Origin of the sequence: Oceanobacillus sp. CF4.6 (assembly GCF_051262635.1) — a bacterium.
Classification (GTDB): Bacteria; Bacillota; Bacilli; order Bacillales; family Amphibacillaceae; genus Oceanobacillus.
The window spans coordinates 26,229-46,129 of sequence record NZ_JBIMEX010000013.1 but is presented as its reverse complement, the minus strand read 5'-3'; the positions used below and the strand labels follow the sequence as shown (position 1 = coordinate 46,129).

At 36.4% G+C, this 19,901-nt stretch carries 23 protein-coding genes and 1 pseudogene; 8 read left to right on the top strand and 16 right to left on the bottom strand.

The genetic code is table 11. From position 1 onward, the window contains the following. Positions 1 to 426: 426 nt before the first annotated feature. On the bottom strand, positions 427 to 576 hold the full coding sequence (locus ACHABU_RS16865; RefSeq protein ID WP_435766128.1) for a sporulation histidine kinase inhibitor Sda: 150 nt from the start codon (positions 574 to 576) through the stop codon (positions 427 to 429). Positions 577 to 1,145: 569 nt separating this feature from the next. Between ACHABU_RS16865 and ACHABU_RS16860 the strand changes: the two genes are divergently transcribed. Beyond that, positions 1,146 to 1,967 (top strand): helix-turn-helix domain-containing protein, encoded by an 822-nt coding sequence (locus ACHABU_RS16860; protein WP_435766127.1) that lies wholly within the window; start codon positions 1,146 to 1,148, stop codon positions 1,965 to 1,967. 78 nt (positions 1,968 to 2,045) lie between these two features. Continuing rightward, the gene (locus tag ACHABU_RS16855; RefSeq protein WP_435766197.1) at positions 2,046 to 2,627 is read left to right on the top strand and encodes an MEDS domain-containing protein; all 582 of its coding nucleotides are present in this window, start codon (positions 2,046 to 2,048) and stop codon (positions 2,625 to 2,627) included. A gap of 210 nt (positions 2,628 to 2,837) precedes the next feature. On the opposite strand, the gene ACHABU_RS16850 is transcribed toward ACHABU_RS16855, so the two are convergent. The 3 genes from ACHABU_RS16850 to ACHABU_RS16840 all read right to left on the bottom strand — a co-directional run bounded on the left by ACHABU_RS16850 (position 2,838) and on the right by ACHABU_RS16840 (position 3,531). After that, a complete protein-coding gene (locus ACHABU_RS16850; protein WP_379494845.1) occupies positions 2,838 to 2,972 on the bottom strand; it encodes a YvrJ family protein in 135 nt (44 codons plus the stop codon). 81 nt (positions 2,973 to 3,053) lie between these two features. Continuing rightward, positions 3,054 to 3,269, bottom strand: a complete 216-nt coding sequence (locus ACHABU_RS16845) for a DUF2922 domain-containing protein (protein WP_087974096.1) — start codon at positions 3,267 to 3,269, stop codon at positions 3,054 to 3,056. Between the two features lie 37 nt (positions 3,270 to 3,306). Then, positions 3,307 to 3,531: a DUF1659 domain-containing protein gene (locus ACHABU_RS16840; protein WP_435766126.1), complete on the bottom strand. Its 225-nt coding sequence runs from the start codon at positions 3,529 to 3,531 to the stop codon at positions 3,307 to 3,309. Positions 3,532 to 4,006: 475 nt separating this feature from the next. On the opposite strand from ACHABU_RS16840, the gene ACHABU_RS16835 reads away from it, so the two are divergent. Next, the gene (locus ACHABU_RS16835) at positions 4,007 to 4,393 is read left to right on the top strand and encodes a DoxX family membrane protein (protein ID WP_435766196.1); all 387 of its coding nucleotides are present in this window, start codon (positions 4,007 to 4,009) and stop codon (positions 4,391 to 4,393) included. A gap of 495 nt (positions 4,394 to 4,888) precedes the next feature. Here ACHABU_RS16835 and ACHABU_RS16830 read toward each other — a convergent pair. From ACHABU_RS16830 to ACHABU_RS16810, 5 genes and pseudogenes are all read right to left on the bottom strand, one after another. After that, positions 4,889 to 5,122: pseudogene (locus ACHABU_RS16830) on the bottom strand (transposase); the annotation flags it as partial. Between the two features lie 648 nt (positions 5,123 to 5,770). Next, entirely contained in the window at positions 5,771 to 6,451 is a 681-nt protein-coding gene (locus ACHABU_RS16825) for a phosphoribosylaminoimidazolesuccinocarboxamide synthase (protein ID WP_435766125.1), read from the bottom strand. A 689-nt stretch (positions 6,452 to 7,140) separates the two neighbouring features. Next, on the bottom strand, positions 7,141 to 8,229 hold the full coding sequence (gene phaC / locus ACHABU_RS16820) for a class III poly(R)-hydroxyalkanoic acid synthase subunit PhaC (RefSeq protein WP_435766124.1): 1,089 nt from the start codon (positions 8,227 to 8,229) through the stop codon (positions 7,141 to 7,143). A gap of 29 nt (positions 8,230 to 8,258) precedes the next feature. Continuing rightward, complete coding sequence (locus tag ACHABU_RS16815; protein ID WP_435766123.1) at positions 8,259 to 9,041, bottom strand: beta-ketoacyl-ACP reductase; 783 nt, start codon at positions 9,039 to 9,041, stop codon at positions 8,259 to 8,261. Positions 9,042 to 9,111: 70 nt separating this feature from the next. After that, positions 9,112 to 9,549: a poly(R)-hydroxyalkanoic acid synthase subunit PhaE gene (locus tag ACHABU_RS16810; protein WP_435766122.1), complete on the bottom strand. Its 438-nt coding sequence runs from the start codon at positions 9,547 to 9,549 to the stop codon at positions 9,112 to 9,114. A gap of 248 nt (positions 9,550 to 9,797) precedes the next feature. Here ACHABU_RS16810 and phaQ point away from each other — a divergent pair, with 248 nt between their 5' ends. From phaQ to fabG, 3 genes are all read left to right on the top strand, one after another. After that, entirely contained in the window at positions 9,798 to 10,214 is a 417-nt protein-coding gene (gene phaQ / locus ACHABU_RS16805; protein ID WP_435766121.1) for a poly-beta-hydroxybutyrate-responsive repressor, read from the top strand. A gap of 135 nt (positions 10,215 to 10,349) precedes the next feature. Continuing rightward, on the top strand, positions 10,350 to 10,874 hold the full coding sequence (locus tag ACHABU_RS16800; protein WP_435766120.1) for a hypothetical protein: 525 nt from the start codon (positions 10,350 to 10,352) through the stop codon (positions 10,872 to 10,874). A gap of 528 nt (positions 10,875 to 11,402) precedes the next feature. Then, complete coding sequence (gene fabG / locus ACHABU_RS16795) at positions 11,403 to 12,143, top strand: 3-oxoacyl-[acyl-carrier-protein] reductase (protein WP_435766119.1); 741 nt, start codon at positions 11,403 to 11,405, stop codon at positions 12,141 to 12,143. Between the two features lie 393 nt (positions 12,144 to 12,536). Here fabG and ACHABU_RS16790 read toward each other — a convergent pair whose 3' ends face one another. The 4 genes from ACHABU_RS16790 to ACHABU_RS16775 all read right to left on the bottom strand — a co-directional run bounded on the left by ACHABU_RS16790 (position 12,537) and on the right by ACHABU_RS16775 (position 15,180). Beyond that, positions 12,537 to 13,388, bottom strand: a complete 852-nt coding sequence (locus ACHABU_RS16790) for a DegV family protein (protein ID WP_435766118.1) — start codon at positions 13,386 to 13,388, stop codon at positions 12,537 to 12,539. A gap of 175 nt (positions 13,389 to 13,563) precedes the next feature. Further along, positions 13,564 to 14,337: a DUF817 domain-containing protein gene (locus ACHABU_RS16785; RefSeq protein ID WP_435766195.1), complete on the bottom strand. Its 774-nt coding sequence runs from the start codon at positions 14,335 to 14,337 to the stop codon at positions 13,564 to 13,566. 125 nt (positions 14,338 to 14,462) lie between these two features. Further along, positions 14,463 to 14,678: a helix-turn-helix domain-containing protein gene (locus tag ACHABU_RS16780; RefSeq protein ID WP_435766117.1), complete on the bottom strand. Its 216-nt coding sequence runs from the start codon at positions 14,676 to 14,678 to the stop codon at positions 14,463 to 14,465. Positions 14,679 to 14,688: 10 nt separating this feature from the next. Further along, positions 14,689 to 15,180, bottom strand: coding sequence for a DUF2975 domain-containing protein (locus tag ACHABU_RS16775; RefSeq protein WP_435766116.1), 492 nt, complete (start codon positions 15,178 to 15,180; stop codon positions 14,689 to 14,691). Between the two features lie 455 nt (positions 15,181 to 15,635). On the opposite strand from ACHABU_RS16775, the gene ACHABU_RS16770 reads away from it, so the two are divergent. After that, positions 15,636 to 15,974 (top strand): transposase, encoded by a 339-nt coding sequence (locus ACHABU_RS16770; protein ID WP_435766115.1) that lies wholly within the window; start codon positions 15,636 to 15,638, stop codon positions 15,972 to 15,974. A gap of 66 nt (positions 15,975 to 16,040) precedes the next feature. After that, positions 16,041 to 16,484 (top strand): hypothetical protein, encoded by a 444-nt coding sequence (locus tag ACHABU_RS16765; RefSeq protein WP_435766114.1) that lies wholly within the window; start codon positions 16,041 to 16,043, stop codon positions 16,482 to 16,484. A gap of 52 nt (positions 16,485 to 16,536) precedes the next feature. On the opposite strand, the gene ACHABU_RS16760 is transcribed toward ACHABU_RS16765, so the two are convergent. From ACHABU_RS16760 to ACHABU_RS16750, 3 genes are all read right to left on the bottom strand, one after another. After that, positions 16,537 to 16,713, bottom strand: coding sequence for a hypothetical protein (locus ACHABU_RS16760; protein ID WP_435766113.1), 177 nt, complete (start codon positions 16,711 to 16,713; stop codon positions 16,537 to 16,539). Between the two features lie 28 nt (positions 16,714 to 16,741). Continuing rightward, complete coding sequence (locus ACHABU_RS16755) at positions 16,742 to 18,697, bottom strand: aconitate hydratase (protein WP_435766112.1); 1,956 nt, start codon at positions 18,695 to 18,697, stop codon at positions 16,742 to 16,744. 420 nt (positions 18,698 to 19,117) lie between these two features. Continuing rightward, positions 19,118 to 19,555, bottom strand: coding sequence for a CHRD domain-containing protein (locus ACHABU_RS16750; RefSeq protein WP_435766111.1), 438 nt, complete (start codon positions 19,553 to 19,555; stop codon positions 19,118 to 19,120). Positions 19,556 to 19,901: the final 346 nt, after the last annotated feature.

The following is a 19,901-nucleotide window of genomic DNA, read 5'->3' as shown; positions in this document are numbered from 1 at the left end:
ATCCTTCCGATAAGATAATCTTGTAATATCCGGATAATAAAGTGGCTATTCTACTTTCAACTGTGAGAAAAAACTTTCTATAACCGTGTTATCCCAACAGTTTGCTTAGCGGGACATACGTGGTGTGAATTTATATCTCTGGTTAAACTGTGATAAACAAGATCTCTGAAGTAAAACGCTGGTAAACAGAATTATTCGTGTAACTAACATATACTAAGAAATGTGCGAGAGTCTGGACATAATTTCAAAATCAGTTGTATCAACCAATTCAGTTAATTCGGATATCGACATTACTTTGCAAGCCATGGTAAAAAAATATAAATAGTAGGTTATATTTCATTTATTCCATTATCATGATTGTTTCGATCGAATGCAGAAAACGAAACGAATTTTCCCTTTCTAAATAAAAATTGAGGCTTACTAGAATTATTTGAAGCTAACTTCATTCAAATCGTAAGGATCAATCTTCCTTCTAATCAGTTCCTCTTTTAATAATTCTAAGAAATCCTTATCTAACTTCTGTTCTTTTGCTTTTTTATATGCATCGATTAACATACGATTGCTTAAGTACTGCATTTTTTATTTCTCCCATCCTCTCAGTTGCGAAGCTTGCCTCAAAAGATTCCTGAAATTGTTAACCCGTATACAAATCATCTTCTGAATAGTAGTGTTAAATCTACCTTTTGTATTTTTTCTTAATGATTAGTGCATCTAATTGAAGTTACACTATTCTACCTATACTACATTCACAAAATCAAGATGCATTTAAAAATGTGTCGAATAGACACAAATGCGTAAAACTGTATTGTATTTAAAAGTTAAGTCTTTACCCAGACTATTTCCTTATTTTAGAATACTAGTTGATAAGGTTTTACTTTAATCCTCCCATTCTGCCATAGTATATTGAATGAGATAAGATTCACCATATTACTTGATTTTGTGGCTGATTTCATGCTTGCTATAATAAAATAGTCTATCTTTTAGATTGTAACCTTGTTGAAAAATAAAAAAGTTCTTATTATCCATTATTTAACACAATGAACCAAATTACAGTTGACAATATCTATGTTTTAATCAATAAATATCCTTTAAAAGATAGGAAACTTTATCGAACAGGAAATATGAATAGTTAGTGAGGTCAAGCTATGAAGAGAAAGTGGTTGATCCAATATCGCAAGTCTAAGAATTTAACTCAAGAACATGTTGCATCAGCTGCTTTTATTGATAGAGCATATTATTCACTAGTTGAAAACGGCAAACGTAATCCAGGATTAAGTGTTGCTCATAACATTGGAAGTGTATTAAATTTTGACCCGATGATGTTTTTTCAAGAGCATCTTCAGGACAATAATTCATCTCAAAATACCAATTTAAGTTTTGAAATATCCGAAAAACTCAAACGTATGGAACGTGGGGAGATATTATACCTGTATAATAGTTTAGAAATGCATGATCACCATATTATTACGTTCTTTTTAAACGGGATAGAAAAAGGGAGTAAATGTTTAATTATAGATAATAAAAATAAATTCAACCAGATTAAGCGAAGGCTAGAGAAATTATTTGCGGAGAGTGAACTAGAAGATCATATTTATTTTATCAGTAAAGAAGAGCTTCATTCCTATTATCCGAAAGATGTAGCTAATAAATTTAAAATTTTACAAAAGGAATTTAGAACTATTAAGTCTATACGAATTTGGTTCTCAGATAGTCAAAAGCATCCAAATGAGTGGCTATTAGATCTTAAAAAGTATTTTAATATAAAGGATATAAAGCAAAGTGATAAGGATATTTTATTTATCCATACCTACAATGCTTCGGTAATTTCAGCAGGAGAGCATATACAAATGATGAGAGGATATCCATATCTTATGACGGATACAGAAATAGTACGGTCTCCATTTTATAATGGTAGTAATAAAATCTCATACATATTACCTTCATTATTTATTCAAGATAATATGTAAGTAAAGGACTTTTTGATGATTACTATTGTTCTAGAAAATAGACTAACAACATGGAAGGAAGTGGCTACATTGACAAAAATGATTCCTTTGACTAAATTTTTAGAGGTTTCCAGTGCATCACACATTTTATATGTTTTTGAAGATAAGCGTTACTATATTGAGAATCTGATATCTTATATTAAAGCAGGGATTGAAAGAGACCATCACCTTCTCATCATAGAGAATCCCACTATTTACAATGAAGCAGAACGGATGATATCAGAATTATTTTCAAATGAACAACAAAAGCGTATTCACTATGTCGATAATCGTTCATTTTATGGTTACCACAGAGATTTTCACGTTCACAGTATTGTTGAACATTTTGATAAAATATTAGAACCATTTTTTAAAGATAACAACATTATTCGTACCTGGGCACATGTTGAATGGAAGAAGCAGGATGGAATATCAAGCAAAATTGAGGAATTTGAAAATTTGGCAGATTGTTCCGTTGATGAAATGGGTATTATGTCGGTGTGTGCATACACAGCCTCAGATATCACTGCATCTCTTCAAAATACTTTGATGCGAAGCCATGAATACCTTATGACAGATAAAGAGTTTGTTCGTTCCACCTTTTATGGTATTCCTCTCCATAATAAACCTTTTATGTCCTAATTTTTTTGAGATTCTTCGCCATTTTAATTTAATAGTTTTTCTTAGTATCGACAGCCTTATCAAAACTTAAAACTAAATACTAAACCAATTCCCTAACGTTTAATACTTTGAAGCAATTGGGACTAGCACTTGAAACCCTTGTCGATATTTCTCAGGAAATGAAATATTTGAAAAAGAGCTTTGGATTCCACACCTTAGCTCTCTTTTCAATCATTTCATTTTTCCTGGCAACGCATGAATCGATTCAATCAATTGATTCAGCTTTCCCTCGACACGGTGAAGCAAGTAAAATGTAACCGCGATTGGAAAGCCGACTTCAGTCATGAATGGTATCCAGGTTTCCATGTGAATTCCCTCCTTACCAAAACATGACCAGAGGCAATGCCACTAGTCATGTTTTTCTATAATGAAGCCCCATAATCTTAATTAACCTAATTCAATATCTTCCACAATACGCTCAACCAAACGAGCGCTCTTCTTCGCAATTAGATCGCCGCCAGTTGAAGTAAATGCATTCTGTGCAATGATCTCATCCATCGCTGCATGTATCGAAGCGACATTGACAGGTTCAATAGGCTTGTCCAATGAATACGTAACAATTTTGCCATCCTGATTCGTAAACTTCATTTCTAATTTTTTCATGGTTACAACTCCTTTCTATTTAATAGATTTCAAATTACTACGCCTCTCGAATATCCGCCGTGTCCTTACGATTAATGTTGTAAAGCGGACGCTCCTGGAGTTCTACTAGAGCTGTTGCAACTGCATATAGTTGATCTGCTGTTGCATCTGTTTTTACATTGTTGAAGCTTTTGGACTTAAAAATAGGTGAACCAGATTGGGAATCAATCCCATCTTGAAGTACCAACTGCAATGTGGATTTTGTGATATCTGCTACTGCCATGTTTTCTCACCTCCCTTTCACAATTACAATCGAAGTGAAATTGGATGAGGGGGTGTGAAGTAGAGAATCTTTTCAAATTATTTATTTCCACTTTAATTGGATATATTTCAGAAAATTGATGCATATCCTCCACCACTACTTTAATACTTTAAAGCGACGGGAGCTGGCACTAACCAAAACGAAATTTCCCCAACAAATGGAATCGTGCTGTCACTAAAATTTAATTGTAAATTAACTCCAATTGGATGGATCCACCTTTAGTTGGGTAATTACTTTTTTGGCTCTATTGGAAAACAGACTAAAACTGAAAATTATGAATCTATTTATATAACGCTAGCTATATTTGTGATACTATTTATTATGATAGGTAGTACTAACTAATGTTCAAGAGGTGAAAAGATGGTTGAAGTAAAAAGAGGAAAACGAGGAAAATCCGCTTTCTAGATGGTTATTCTCTAACACGAACTCGGCATGGATTTGGCTTATTTTACGATTTTACATAGGCTATACTTGGTTAACAGCAGGGTTTGGTAAAGTGACGAATGATGCTTGTACAGGGAAAAATGCTGGGGCAGCACTCGGAGGCTATATGTCTGGAGTAATGGAAACAGCTGCAGATGGTGTTGTTGCCGGCTGGTACGCCACATTTTTAGAAAGTGTAATTATTCCTAATGCTGTTATATTCTCTTATATGGTTGCTTGGGGAGAATTATTGATTGGACTTGGTTTAATCGTTGGATTATTAACTGGTATTGCTGCGTTTTTTGGTGCACTTATGAATATGTCGTTTTTACTCGCAGGAACAGTTAGTTCGAACCCTGTCATGTTAGTAGTTTTAGGTTGGAAAGTTGGTAATGTCTAATCCTCTTTCATCATAGCAAAGAAATACGTCATCAACATTCGTCATCAACATTGAGTTTGATCAACGTTTCGCAAAGCAATCGTTTTTACACCCAAATTCCCAAGAATAAAGAGTTATTCCTTTCGTTACTCTTCAACTATCTAAAAATATTTTCTAAAAACCTCCTGCCTTCGTCTTCCACTTAATTGAGTATAAATTCGTGTTGGTCAAGCTTTTAAAAGGGTGAGGATAAGACCATTAGGGCAGTCCCCCACTGCTTTATAAATTAAAGTGTGGGGGACTGCACCTGAAGCTGTTGTCGATATTTCCCAGGAAATGAAAAATATATTACCGCTACTTGTCTAAATTTGGTGAAGCCTTGAGCTTACTAGTTAAAATGAGTCCAATTTCCGGGGACATGGTCCATGGGTGGTCCATGGGGACAGGAAACGTGGACCATTTTTAATTCTGGAATATTGAAGAAGGTTGAGATTACATTTTTATAGTTTTAAATGATTATTCCACTAGCTCAGAATAAGTAATCGTAGAAGTTGATGCACATAAAGTTGCTAAACGGCTAAACCATTCACCTTTGAATTTTCTTCGATTAAATCGATTACAAAATTCATCTAAATAGGATTGGAGATGCTTTGAATCCAGCCCGTGAAATGTACCAGCAACAAACGCTTTTGCATTCGAAAGAACGGTATGCAACCAGTGTAAATGATCTGGAGTTTCTTTGGCATTATAGACTTGATACTCTTGCTTAAAACCAGCTTCATCTAGAGGAAAAACACTACTCTGCAAACGAAATCAATACCCAAATATACGAAGCAATCATCACAAAAAAATATGAAAAAGTGAAAACAATCTTGCAAGACTATACAGCATACAATCGAGAACGGTTCATTACGAATGGAAGATTGTAAGGAAAGGGACAGACACATTTGTCCAAATACAAGAAAGCGCAACCACTCCTTGCTCTGATTGCTAACACTTAACTCTGTTAGTCTAATGATAAATTACATTTCCTCAAATTAAATTTAAAGCACCAAAAATTGGTGCTGGCACTTGAATTCTTGGTCCTTCAGTTTTAGCAATGGCCCGGGGTTCCTGTCCCCATGGGTCCACAACCACATCTAAAAACCTCTACCCATTTTTTGGCAGAGGTTTTCTAGATATAGAATTATACATTCACATAATCGGAAGCGATCTTTTTACATTGTTTCATTTTCTCTTCAATAGTAGCTTTTACGCTGATAGCTAGTGATATTCTATGTGCGGATGGAACCAATAAAGCTTATTTTGGGGCAACACAAAAATGGAATCACTAGCCCATTAAGCTTTTTAGAGCTGGCCCGGGGTTCCTGTCCCCATGGTCCTGTATTACTGTCGGGGCTAGCCCAATAGTAGTTTTTCTAGGTCCAGTGGTTGAACATATTCCCCATCTTTATAAACTCTCATATTCCCACCAGATATTTCATCAATTAAGATAATTTGATTATCGGCATTTCTACCAAATTCCAACTTTATATCATACAGTTCCATTCCCTTTTTTTCCAACTCATCTTTCACAATATGGGAAATCTCTTTCGTAAGATTCTTTAGAATGGAATACTCTTCTTTTGGTAAAATTCCTAGCATATGCAATGCATCACTGCCGATTGGTGGATCCTGCCGTTCGTCATCTTTTAAAGTTACTTCAACAAATGCATCCAGTCGTTGGCCCTCTTCTGCATATTTTCCATATCTTCTCAAGAAGCTCCCTACCGCACGGAAACGGCAAATTACTTCTAAGCCTTGGCCAAATACTGTTGCCGGCACCACTTTCATTTCTTGTTTCTCGACATCTGCATCAACAAAATGTGTTGGTATATTTTGCTCTTTTAACTTCTCAAAGAAAAACTGAGTTAGTTTTAATCCAGCTTTGCCGGCACCTTCAATGGAAAGCCCAACTGTATTTGCACCTGGATCAAATACACCGTCTTCACCGGTCACATCATCCTTAAATTTTAATAAATAGTTTCCATCTTCTAATTCATATACATTTTTTGTTTTACCAGAATATAAAAGCTTCATTTCATGCACCTCTTGGAAGAATTTATTAGAAAGACTTTCACCCATAGTATATCAGCCTATGAGTTAAATTTATACTTGGGAAATTATTAAAAATTCACCTCGTGTAAAAAAGTATTTACAATCTATTCAGTTATTATTACATATTCTATTAGGACTGTCACTGGTATTTTTCGAATTATTTATATTTATCACATTCGCTTTAAACCCATTCCTTACTATTAGGATTGTGTCCTTTCAAGCTCACCTTTAACTTCATCTTCTAAGTTCCCGGGTAATCTCACCAAATACTAGATCCCTTCGATCACGTTGAGTTACAGCAGGTGCAATTAATTGGAGATAGTCGATGATTATAAATTGATTTTCTATTGGTTATTCGTGTATTTGTTTCTTTATTTCAGCACGAATTTCGGCAATCGTGTTGAAAGGGTCAGTGACCCTTTTTACCTGGTTTCATTTTCTCTTCAATAGTAGCTTTTACGCTGATAGCTTAGAAGTGGTGTTATATGTGCGGATGGAACCAATAAGGCTGATTTTTGGGCAACACAAAAATGGAATCACTAGCCCATTAAGCTTTCTAGAGCTGGCCCGGGGTTCCTGTCCCCATGGTCCTTTTAGTCGCCATGCCTGGCGCACAAGATAAAACAATCCCCTGTAAGAACATACAGGGGATTGTTAATGTAACCTTACTTTTACTGCGAATGTTCAGTTAGCCATTCTTCGATTAAAGGGTAGGTGCGTTTGACAGCACCTTTGCCCACGGTCACGGAGACATGGCCAGCAGATACAAGTTTAAATGTTTTATCTTCACTTGTAATCTTATCCATTAATTTCTCGGTCTGTTTAGGAATGGCAATGTGATCGCGATCTGCTGCAATGTTTAAAACGTTTGCTTTAATGTTGCTTAATTTAACTTGTTGCCCTCGAATATATAATTCATCGTTAATTAACTTATTTTTTTGGTAAAATTCACCGATCCATTGTCTATATGCTTCCCCAGGGAATGGTACGCCGTCATTTACCCACTTCTGCAGAAGGCTCCAGTTTTCAACAAAATCTTTATCATCTGCTCGATCGGCGAGTGCAACATAGGGGCCGACATAATTGGCGAGGGGCTTTAATAATTTATTCCCAAAGTCGATGGTATCCGCTGGAATGTTTCCCAAAGTATCGACCATAAGATCTAAATTAAAATATCGTTCGTCCACCCAATTTGTAAATAACCCTGCATCACTAAAATCAAACGGACTCGTCAGAAATATAGCATTACGGATAGGCAAGTTAGGATGAAGTGCCATGAATATTGATGTCAATGTTCCACCAATACAATAGCCAAGTAAGGTGATTTCATCCGCTTCGGACGTACGAAGCACCTTTTTGACTGCACGAGGGATATACTCTAGCACATAGTCATCTAATTTCATATGTCGGTCTTCATGGCCTGGGGTTCCCCAATCTAATAAGTAAACATCATGGCCTTTATCTGTTAAGTATTCTATTAAACTGCTTCCGGGTGTTAAATCTAGAATATACGGTTTATTAATTAATGCATAAATCATTAAAATCGGTACTTTGTTTGTCTTTTTTTTGGTTGACTGATACCTGTATAGCTTTGCCTTATTTTTTGTCCAGATAACTTCTTTCGGTGTTTGACCTACTAACGGCTCCGGTTCTTTCGTTAGGACATCCATTACCCGTTTAAAACGTTTATGTTCTTTTTGATAGTCCTCAGGCATTGATTTTATGAATGTTTCCATAGTCTTGGTACTAGTAAAATCCATTAACCATCCTCCTCATAATCCACCTTTAGTTACATGTATGCTCCACCATTTATATTAATACATTGGCCTGTAATATAACTGTTATTAAGTAAAAAAAGCACAGCATCGGCAATTTCAGATGTTGTTCCTAAGCGTTGCATCGGAATTTTAGAAATGATTTTTTCTTTTGCCTTTTCTGGTATTTGCTGAACCATTTCAGTTGCAACATATCCAGGGCAAACCGCATTTACTGTTACTCCGTTTCTTGCTGTTTCTAAAGCAAGAGATTTTGTGAAACCAATCATTCCAGCTTTAGAGGCAGAGTAATTCGTTTGTCCAAATCCACCAGCTTGACCGATTATCGAACTAATATTGATAATACGACCGTATTCTTGTTCAATCATCAGATTGATTGCTGCTGAAGTTGTATGATAAATACTATTTAAGTTTACATCAATGACCTCGGTCCATTCTTTTTCGCTAAGCTTTCGAAAGGTACGATCTCTTGTAATTCCAGCATTATTAATAAGTATGTCTACTTTACCAAAGTATTCTTGTGTTTTTTCCACCAAGGAAAGGGACTCTTCATAGTTAGATACGTCCGCTTGAATAGAAATTGCCGTTCCACCAAATTCTTCAATTTCATAAATTACTTCATCCGCAGCCTCTTTGCTGGAATTGTAGTTAACCACAACCTCAGCACCCCTTTTTGCCATTTCTTTAGCAATAGTTGAGCCAATACCACGAGAACCCCCTGTTATAATTGCTACTTTTCCTACTAAGCTTGAAGTGTCGCTCTTTTTTTGAGCCGATTCATTTAAAATAATTGACATTATAATTCCCTCCGGTTTTCTTAATTTCAGAATATTTTAGTAGTTAAGTAGGACTTTCAACAGAAGATGATTAATTATCCTTTGAAGTAGTAGTTGTAGAAGATGGATTATTATCATTTGCCAAGGCCTCTATGACTTGATTCATCTTCTTATCTAACCTAGAGATACTAGTTTTTAATTTATTTATTTCTGAAGATACTGTCTCATTCAATAGTTTGTCATCAATTTTTTCATCAAGACTCTCTACTTTTTCCTCTAAATTAATAATAAGTGATGCGACACTTGAAATTTCTTCACGTGTAGGCACATTGATTTGCTTTAAATAACTATCAGTTGTACTTTGAATCAATTGTTGATATTGAAGGAACCCGTTTTGTACTTGTCCCAACAATTCAGCATATTCCTCCTTTTTTAGTGTTTCATTAATCACTTCACTCAAATTTGATTCTGTTTGTTCATACATACTTTTCCATAAAGAAAATGGGTCTAACATACTCTGGTTTGTCATCAGCCTAACTCCTAACATTATTTTTTATAACTGTATACATACATGGTAAAGCAAATTGGGCTGGTTTTGGTAAAAAGAAGTTCGTAAATTAACTACAATTTTCAACAAAATCAGATAATTATAGCGTATTTTTTAAAAGGAAATGCTAATTTTTTGATGATTTATGTCGATGAATAAAAGTTGACTTTATTTACCTATAGGTGTAAATTACATATATAGACTATTAATTGAATTTAGAAGGTGATAGTATGACCACCAGTCGTAATGGCAAAGATAAAACGAAAAAAGAGCATGGAACCAGTGCACCAAAAAATCTTATTATTCCAGTGCTTTTGTTGCATTTAAAGGATTGGAATGCACATGGATATGAATTAATGCAAAAACTCACCCTATTTGGATTTCAGTCTGTAGATCATGGAAACTTCTATCGTATCCTCCGACAACTTGAAAAGGATGAGTTAGTCATTTCTGAATGGGATACGACATCATCAGGACCTGCAAAACGAATTTATTCCATTACCTCAGAGGGTGAAAAATACTTAGACCTCTGGGCAAATTCACTAGGGCAATATCAGAAGATGCTTGATCAATTCTTTAGCATCTACAGTAATTTTTTCAACCCACCCAGAAGCACATCGAAGAAAGTTGATAAGAAAGATGAATAGAGGAAACTTCAAAGACCAGTCACCAAAACAATTTTAGTAACATAATCAATGTTTTGACATTGTTTATGTTGTTGATAATACCAAGGTCAGAATTAGGCTGAGGTAAAAATAAATTTATTCTATGGAGGGTTTTAGATGGTGGCAAAGAAGGAAAGTAACAAGACTACAAATGGAAATGTAATGGACTTTTTTTTAAACGATTGGTGGAACCAATTTACCTCTTTTGAAAAAATGGAACAACAATCCATTCAGGGCATTGAAAGTCAAAAAGAATGGATTGACGGAACACGTGAACAATTATGTCAGCTTGAAGAGAATTCAAAAAAACTGACAACGGAGTGGAAAACCAGTGCTCAAAGTTTATTTGAAAACAGTAATAATCAGGAACTTAGTGGGCAAGATTACCAAGAATGGTTAAATAAGGTTGAAGAAATTGGACATAAGTCGCAAACAATTGCTTTTCTTCCTGGAAAGACTTCTCTTGAAATTCTATCAAAATCAACTGCTCAATTTGAAGGCACATTTGTCAAAACGGTGGAACAAAACCAAAAAATACGTGATGAAACGACGAAAGCATTTGATGGTGTATTTGAACAAATGAAACAAACACAAAAGAGTATGTTTCAATTTTTTGATTTCAAACCAGGCATTGCAAAATAACTAGATGAATGAATAGGGAAGGACTCAAGAGCAGAAGAAGAAATCTTTCATTGTTTTTGGGTTTTTCTTTCTTTTCACTTTTTTATAATATCTTTCTAGACCGAAACTTTTTAGTATTGATAAATTTTGTAAACGTTTTCCACTATGAAGAAGTACCTATATTCTTGTTCATTTTTTTGTTTTGGCTATTTTCGTTGCTTTTTAGCGGGCACGGCCTCAGCCTCCTCGAGAAAACCACTCTGCGAGGTCTTCGGACACGCGCTATTCCTGTTGTGTCAACGGTCCTCCGCTCCAATCAACTGCCATAATAGTGGGGATTCATGTTTTAACCAATAAAGTGATCACTATCGTTCCATTATTGGACATCACATTTCCGTAGCGGTATATTACGTCGCATTATATTCTATTCTCTCAAAAGCAACATCTTTACGAATACAGCCGTTGTTTTTATAAGTGGTTGAGGTTGATAATGGATCATATGTTACTTTTTATCTGGGTAAATAACTTATTAGTAAAGGGGAAATGAAAATGAGATTAAAAGGAAAAGTCGCGATTGTTACAGGTGCAGCTAGCGGGATAGGGGAAGCGACTGCAAAGAAATTCGCCTTGGAAGGTGCAAAACTTGTTTTAGTGGACTTGAAAAAGACGGATATTGACCAGAAGTTAGCAGAGATAAAGAAGCTCGGCGGTGAGTGCATTGGAATTGAAGCTGATGTGACAGATCGAGAAAAAGTAGAACAATTATTTAATACAGCGGTTGCTCAATATGGTCGAATCGATATCGTTATCAATAATGCAGGAATTACAAATGATGCAAAGTTAGTAAAAATGACAGAACAGCAATGGGACAGTGTTATTGATGTAAACTTAAAGGGCGTATTTAATGTTGCACAGGCTGCTGCCAAGGTCATGATTGAACAAAAAAGTGGTGTGATTTTAAATGCCTCTTCCATTGTTGGCATCTATGGCAATTTTGGCCAAACAAATTACGCTGCATCTAAATGGGGTGTAAACGGGATGACTAAGTCATGGGCAAAAGAATTAGGAAAGTATAACATTCGTGTAAATGCAATTGCTCCCGGGTTTATTTCCACTCCAATGGTAGAGAAAATGCCTGACAAAGCGAAAGAAATGATGAAGAGTAAATCGGTATTAAATCGAATGGGGAAACCTGAGGACATAGCCAATGGTTATACATTTCTGGCCTCAGATGAAGCTCAATATATTACGGGTGCAATTTTAAGTATTGATGGCGGGACGGTTATCTAATCCTGATTGTTTGAGACTTACATGGAAACTCGAGGTAAATGCCACTGGGCTTTATTTAGTCAATTTAAATCCTACATTGTAAAAATTAGAATCTATTCTACAACATTTTTTCCGCTAGTATAATCCTCAATCTATCCACCTTGACAGGCATGTGGTCGTTGGTACGAAGCCCAATCGGAGTCCGTAGTAAAAAACGCTGAACCTCTTGTCTACCAAGATGTTTAGCGTTTTTGTTATATGATCTATCATAACTTATAATTGATTATTTTGGTTATTCGTTCCCATTTGTTGTTGTGAGTTATCGGTTCCTTCTTGAAATGGGTTCGTTAGATCTTGGATATTTTGGTTATTTGCCATATTAGAGCTGGCCCAGGGTTCCTGTCCCCATGGTCCTCATCTTTCCAATCCAGCAATTCCGAATCCACCTGGACCAGCGTGGGTAGAGATCATCGCACCAGCTTGCATCCATTTGATATTTTCAAATCCATGTTCTTTTGCGATTTTGGTCATTCTCTCCTTAATACTTTCATCAAGACCGATGGAGTATATTAAATAAATATATTCTTTATTTATATCGTATTGATTTAAATACTCATGTATTAGTTTTTCTGAAACCATGCTCATTTTCCCACGGTATTTTTTGGTAGAAACAAGTTTTCCATCTATTAATTCAATACGAGGCTTAATTTTTAACAGTGCACCTCCTAGATAAGCAAGATTACTGACCCTTCCACCCGCTTTTAAGAATTCTAAACTACCTGGAACAAAAGCTAGCTTCGATTTCGGAACAATGGATTCAATTTTTTCTACTAAGTTTTCAGGTTCAATCGTAGGTTCTCTCTCCAATAAGTCTACTGCATACATCACAATTGCAGCTAATCCTCCTGTTACGTTTAACGCATCAATGAGGTAAATATCATTCAACTCTTCCGTTGCAATCATTGCATTTTGAAAAGAAGAAGATGCCTTCGAAGTATATCCAATATGTATAATGACACAACCCGGATTGTTCGTTTTTATCTTCTTGAAGAACTGCTCATATTCATGGACATTCGTTGCGGTTGTAGAAGGATTTTTTTTCGTTCGCTCATGGAATTCATATATTTCTTCTACCGGCAACGAACCGTCTAAATAGTCTTTTCCATCCATAATAACGTGCATCGGCACCACTTGAACCGCATGTTTCTCAGCCACTTCAAGTGTTAAATCTGCTCCACTCTCGGTTGTTAAAATAATTCTACTCATTTATCTAACCCCTTTCGTTTCCGCATTATGCATCATAACTCATTCGAATACCTAATTTAACTATATATTAAATTTAGACTCTTGTCAGAATTATTCTCAAAACGAAAAATTGGTACCAGTCCCCCACCGCTTCACAGTATTAAGGCGATGGAGGACTGGCACTAAATTCTTAGCTCTATCCTCGTGAAAATTTCCCTTCCTTTACCTGCTTTAAAGTCGCTACGATAAGGAAGCTAACAATTACTAATAAAACCCATGAACTCACCTTTCCTAGATGAACGAGACTCCATGCATCCGTTTGGTTTGGATATTCCCAAGCACCAAATAATGTAGCAATATTTTCGGCTATCCATATAAAAAACCCAATGAGTATGAAAGAAAGTACGACTGGCATACGATAACGCGTTCCATTCACCTCATATGCAACCCATGATTTCCAAAAGACAATCATAACAAATGCAGCTAAGCCCCAACGAACATCCATCCAAAAATGGTGGGTGAAAAAATTGAAATAAATCGCAGCTGCCAACGGTACCACCACTAAGAATGGTGGCCACTTAACTAGATGAACCTTTAATCTCCTCCACGCTTGGCAAAGAAAACTTGCTACACTTGCGTACATGAATCCACTATACAAAGGGACTTCAAAGATTTTGAAATATCCTTCCTCCGGATAAGACCAGGATCCCATATGTACTTTAAAAATCTCAAGAGCTAATCCAATGAGATGGAACAATGTGATAACCTTGAGTTCATCCCGCGTTTCAAGCCCTGAACGCACCATCCACCACTGCATGAGAAGGAATAGAATGAGTAACCAGTCATACCGTGGGAGGAATGGAAGAGGTATTATTTGCGTAATTGCCAAAGAGGCAAATATAAAAACAGAAAACAAACAAGACAAGGCCTGCTCCCAACCAAAATGAACAAGTTGTTTCATTGCTCTTATCATTTTCGTCTGAAACGTTTTTTTCCGAGAAACGTTTCGTATGGTTAGATCTTTCAAAAGTAACTCCCCTTTTATGAATTTTGATTCATTGAAAATGAGTGACTAATCTATCTCTTCTATTAACCTTAAGTTTCTTCGTCACGTTTGTATTCTAAAATATCTCCCGGTTGGCAATCTAGTGCCCCGCAAACTGCATCTAAAGTTGAAAGTCTAATTGCTTTTGCCTTTCCATTTTTCAATATAGAAAGATTGGACATCGTGATTCCCACTTTCTCTGATAATTCCGTAACACTCATTTTCCTTTTCGCCAACATCACATCAATATTTATTATAATCGCCATTGTTTTCACCTCAGACCGTTAAATCATTTTCTAATTTTATATGAATCGCTTTTTGTAAAAGTCTTTGGAGAACGGCAGCAAAGACTGCAATTATCATGGAAGCGCCAATAATGACCATTCCAATTAAAAGGAGACCCGGTGCGTCATCCCACTCCGCTACAATATAGAACATTGGTAGGACTACAACATACAAGCCACTAATTGTGATAGCACAGTTCTTAATTTTCTTTAGTGATTTTACAGAAACTTGAGAGAAAGCTTGGTTCTTGTCAATATAACTTAATAGTTTTAACGTTTGATACAATGCAAAATAAAACGGTATCGTCGCTATATACATAACAATTAAAATACCAAGTACGATATAACCTAACTGAGCGCCATTTGATGCTTGGGCAATCGCTTCATTCGCTATCTGTGGTAATAAAAATATACATAGAGCAAGAATCGGAATACCAATAAAGATAACAGCTATTTTTAAAAATAATGTTGAAACTTGTTTCATAGAAAATCCACCTCATTTATTCATTATAAATTGATTTTAACAAAGTTTTTATCGTTTTACAATAAAAAGTTATTGATTATGAGTATATTATTGTTGTTTGGTCCAGGGGGACAGGAAACCTGGGCCATTTTTATTTTGTAATTCTGAAAGACTGAAGAAGTTTGATATTAAATTTTTTATAATACTATAAAAATGGTATTTTTCAGCTTTGTAAGGATCGTTATTTAATTATAAATATGAATAATGGGGTTGTATTACCATTTTACAGAATAAAGTAAATTGAAAACTACATTTCTATAGGAATATATGTTCTTGATTTATTTTGAAATCTCTTTTATATTATTGGTGAAATGCGAATGGTTGATGGATTGTGAATTGAATTTAATTAAAGAGAAAAAGCCAGAGGGAGAATGTATAAATGTATATCAGTTAAAATCGATGAAGAGGTGATTCATATGGCTAGAAAACCGAGAAAGAAAAGTTATAGTGGAATCTATCACATTATGTTAAGAGGAGTTAATCGACAAACGATATTTGAGGACGATGAAGATAAGTCCAGACTATTGAAGACGATAGAGCGATTTAAAGAGAAAGATAAATTCTTGGTATACAGTTATTGTTTGATGGACAATCATATTCACTTATTAATAAAAGAGAAGGAAGAGACTGTTTCAACGTTTATTCAAAAAATCAGCGCAAGTTATGTTTATTGGTATAACAATAAATATGAACGTTGTGGTCATTTATTTTTAGAAAACTTGGCATCCGCCGAGCCTTTTCGGCGAATGCCTTAGTTGCACTTATGCAAGTAAGAAAGTTTATACTTTCTTACTTGCCAAGAAAGATTTAAAAGTGAAAATGTGGAAACGATTCCCTACTTTATAACCGTTCTTCGCTATATCCACCAAAATCCTGTGAAAGCAGGATTAGCAACTCATGTTTTAGACTGTAGATGGACGAGTGTACATGAGTATATCACCAAACCCCGCTTCATAGATATTGACTTTGGTCTTGAATTATTTTCCCCGAACAGACCGATAGCCATCCAGCTATTCACCGAATATATGCAGCAATCAAATGATGATAAATGTTTGGATGATTATATAAACGTAAGATTGCCTGATAACGAAATTAGAAGTTATCTAGTTGCGTTAGGAGTTCCAAACAGTAGCCTGTTGCAACAAATGGAAAGGAACGAGCGAAATGAAATTCTTGTTAAACTAAAAACTTTACAAGGAGTATCTCATAGACAAATTGCTAGAGTAACGGGAATATCCAAAAGCGTGATCACACGAGCGCATTAAGTTTTATGATGGCCCGGGGTTCCTGTCCCCGCGGTTCCCTCCCACGGTCCCTCTAATCTAACAATCGATTATTTTCGTCAACATTAATCCGATTGGTAGGTTCTGGATTATCACCAGGAAAGAAATCACCATCTCCCCCACAAACACTACATTTATATTGCCAGCCTTCGTCATCTGCTAGCATACCTGTTCCTTCACAGGCTTTGCATCTATTGTTTCTTTCAATCATATTATCTCACCTCGTATTAAAATGTTTGTTATGCTAAGTTATTCTGACGATTTTTCACCCAATTAATTAAACCACCCATTAAAATGATGTCTTTTTGTCTCTCAGATAGGTTATGGACCACATTAATTTGGTGACCTTTACCCTTTACGGTAATAGTTAATTCATTGCTCTGTTCAATTTTACTTCGTATGTTGTTGAGCTCAAGGATATCGCCCTGTTCCAATTTGTCATAGTCTGCCTCATTGACAAAGGTGACTGGTAAAATTCCGAAGTTCACAAGGTTTTGCAAGTGAATTCGGGCAAAGTCTTTAACTAGTGCGACGCGTAAGCCTAGGTATCTTGGTGCAAGTGCGGCGTGTTCTCTGCTTGATCCTTGACCATAGTTAAAACCTCCTACAACCGCATGTCCCCCATGGTTTACACTATCCTTCCCTCGTTGATAATACGTCTCATCGATAATCTCAAATGTAAATTTACTGATTTCTGGTAAATTGCTCCGATATGGAAGCACGCGAGCACCACCAGCCAATATTTCGTCAGTTGAAATATTGTCACCCATTTTTAATAATATGGGAAGTTCCAGATTGTCTGGAAGATGATCCATTTCCGGGATTGATGCAATATTAGGTCCTTTCTGTATTTCAACCTTTCGAGCCTCTTCAGGTGACAGCGGCTCATCTAACAGTTTTTTGTCAATTGTTGGCTTTTTTGGTGTCTTCACCTTAGGATAATTAATTCCAAGTGTGCGTGGATCGGTAATGACTCCTTTTAACGCGGAAGCGGCTGCTGTTTCGGGACTGCTTAAAAATACACTATCTTCCTTTGTACCAGAACGGCCTGGAAAATTTCTTGGTGTTGTACGCAGACTGTTTCGCCCTGTTGCGGGAGCTTGCCCCATACCGATACAGCCATTACAACCAGCCTGGTGAAGACGCGCACCTGCTTGAATCAACTTGGCGATATGTCCTTCCTGCACTAGATCTGTTAACATTTGTCGGGATGTTGGATTAATATCAAAGGAAACGCCATTGGCCACCTGGAGCCCATCTACAATTTCCGCTGCAATAGCTAAATCGCGGAAACTAGGATTAGCCGATGACCCAATATATGATTGATAAATAGGTTCCCCAGCAATTTCTGTTACTGAAACGACATTTCCTGGACTGGAGGGCATAGCCACAAGCGGTTCAAGTTCGGAAAGATTGATCTCATCATGAATATCATAAGTTGCATCTTTGTCAGCTTCTAACTCAATCCAATCATCTTCACGGTCTTGCTCTTTTAAATACCGATGAATCTCTTTATCAGCTGGAAAAACGGTTCCTGTTGCTCCAAGCTCTGCACCCATGTTGGCAATCACATGACGATCCATCGCACTAAGGTTTTTTAAGCCAGGTCCATAATATTCGATAACCCGACCAACACCGCCTTTTACATCATAACGACGCAGCAATTCAAAAATAACATCTTTAGCACTTACCCAGTCTGGTAGTTTCCCGATTAATTTAACTCCCCAAACCTTTGGCATTTTAACATAAAACGGTTCACCGGCAATTGCCATCGCAACATCAATGCCACCTGCCCCCATTGCCAACATGCCCATACAACCATTAGCACATGTATGGCTGTCCGATCCTAGTAGTGTTTTCCCAGGCTTAGCTAAACGCTGCATATGAACAGGATGGCTGACTCCGTTCCCAGGTCGACTGTAGTATAAGCCAAATCTGCGTGAAGCACTTTGTAAAAACAAGTGATCATCAGGGTTCTTACTGTCGACCTGGATCAGGTTATGATCGACATATTGGGCCGAAGCCTCTGTTTTCGCCTGGTCTAAACCCATTGCCTCTAGCTCTAACATCACCATCGTTCCAGTTGCGTCTTGAGTCAAAGTTTGGTCAATCTTGATTCCAATTTCCTCACCTACAACCATGTTCCCAGAAACAAGATGATCTAGAATGAGTTTTTGTGTCACATTAAAAGCCATTTATGTACCTCCTGCTCCGTTTTTGTTAGTTTGGCTAGTAGCTGAAAAATATATGCAAATAATGAATAGACTTAAGTAAAATTCCGGTCCACGGGGTCACTGTCCACGGGGTCAGGTTCATCGTCCCATAATTTAAACTAAAAACTAATTGGGTCAAGGCACCTGTCCCCACCGTCCTCACGCCATTATTTTCACCAACGATTGTCAAAATATTTACCATTTATTGCCACTGGTTACCAAGGGGAAACGTTAAGAAAGTATAAATATAAAATGCCTAATCCCTCCTTATTTTTAACGAGGAATTAGGCTTTCATCTAAAAAATAGCGCCCTATTGTGGAAAATCAAAAACTATTAAAATATAGCAAATCCTGCGCCTGTCTTTCACCCATTAAGAGGTAGGGAACAGGCACAATAGACACTTAGTATCTTTTGTGAATGGGAATAATTTGCCCTCTAATTTCCCCACCAGGATTTTGTTCGGTATGAGCATTAACATACGTCAATCCTTTTCGCATCAGTATTAGTAAGTCATTGACATTTCTTACACCTTCGTCATTAGGGACGATGTCCTTATCTTTAATAACTCCCGTAACTACTCCTCGGCGAGTGGTTATCCCATTTTGATCTTCTAAAGTTGCTAGGTCAGCTCCAAAAAGAAAAGCGAGAACAGGTCCATTTTCACCGCGGGCACCAAAGTGAATATGCGCTTGAATGAAATTTCTAATATTGTTGACTTCTAGCTCAAATTCAATTTTTGAATAATCCTTATCAGCTAGAAATTTAGTAACTCCAAATGCATCTGTCTTTACTGGAGGTACTTCGTTTATCCCTCTTAACTTAGCGATAAATTTCTCCATAAATTTCACCTCCTTATTATACGATATGTAAATCGATTTAACTTTGTATAGGTAAGAGGATTAAGGGCTAAAAAAAAGCAAATGATAGAGGTTATAAAATTCAAGTAAAAGTGGTTTTATTTTCATTTTATGGGTTAAAGCCGAAGCTATGGTCCATGGGTATGGTCCATGGGGACAGGAAACCTGGGCCATTTTGATTTTGTAATTCTGAAAGACTGAAGAAGATTGAGATTACGTTTTTATAAAACTATAATAATGGTATTTTTCAGAACACGGGCGCATTAAGTGTTACGATGGCCCGGAGTTCCTGTCCCCATGATCCAAGAACGGTATGAATCCATTTATC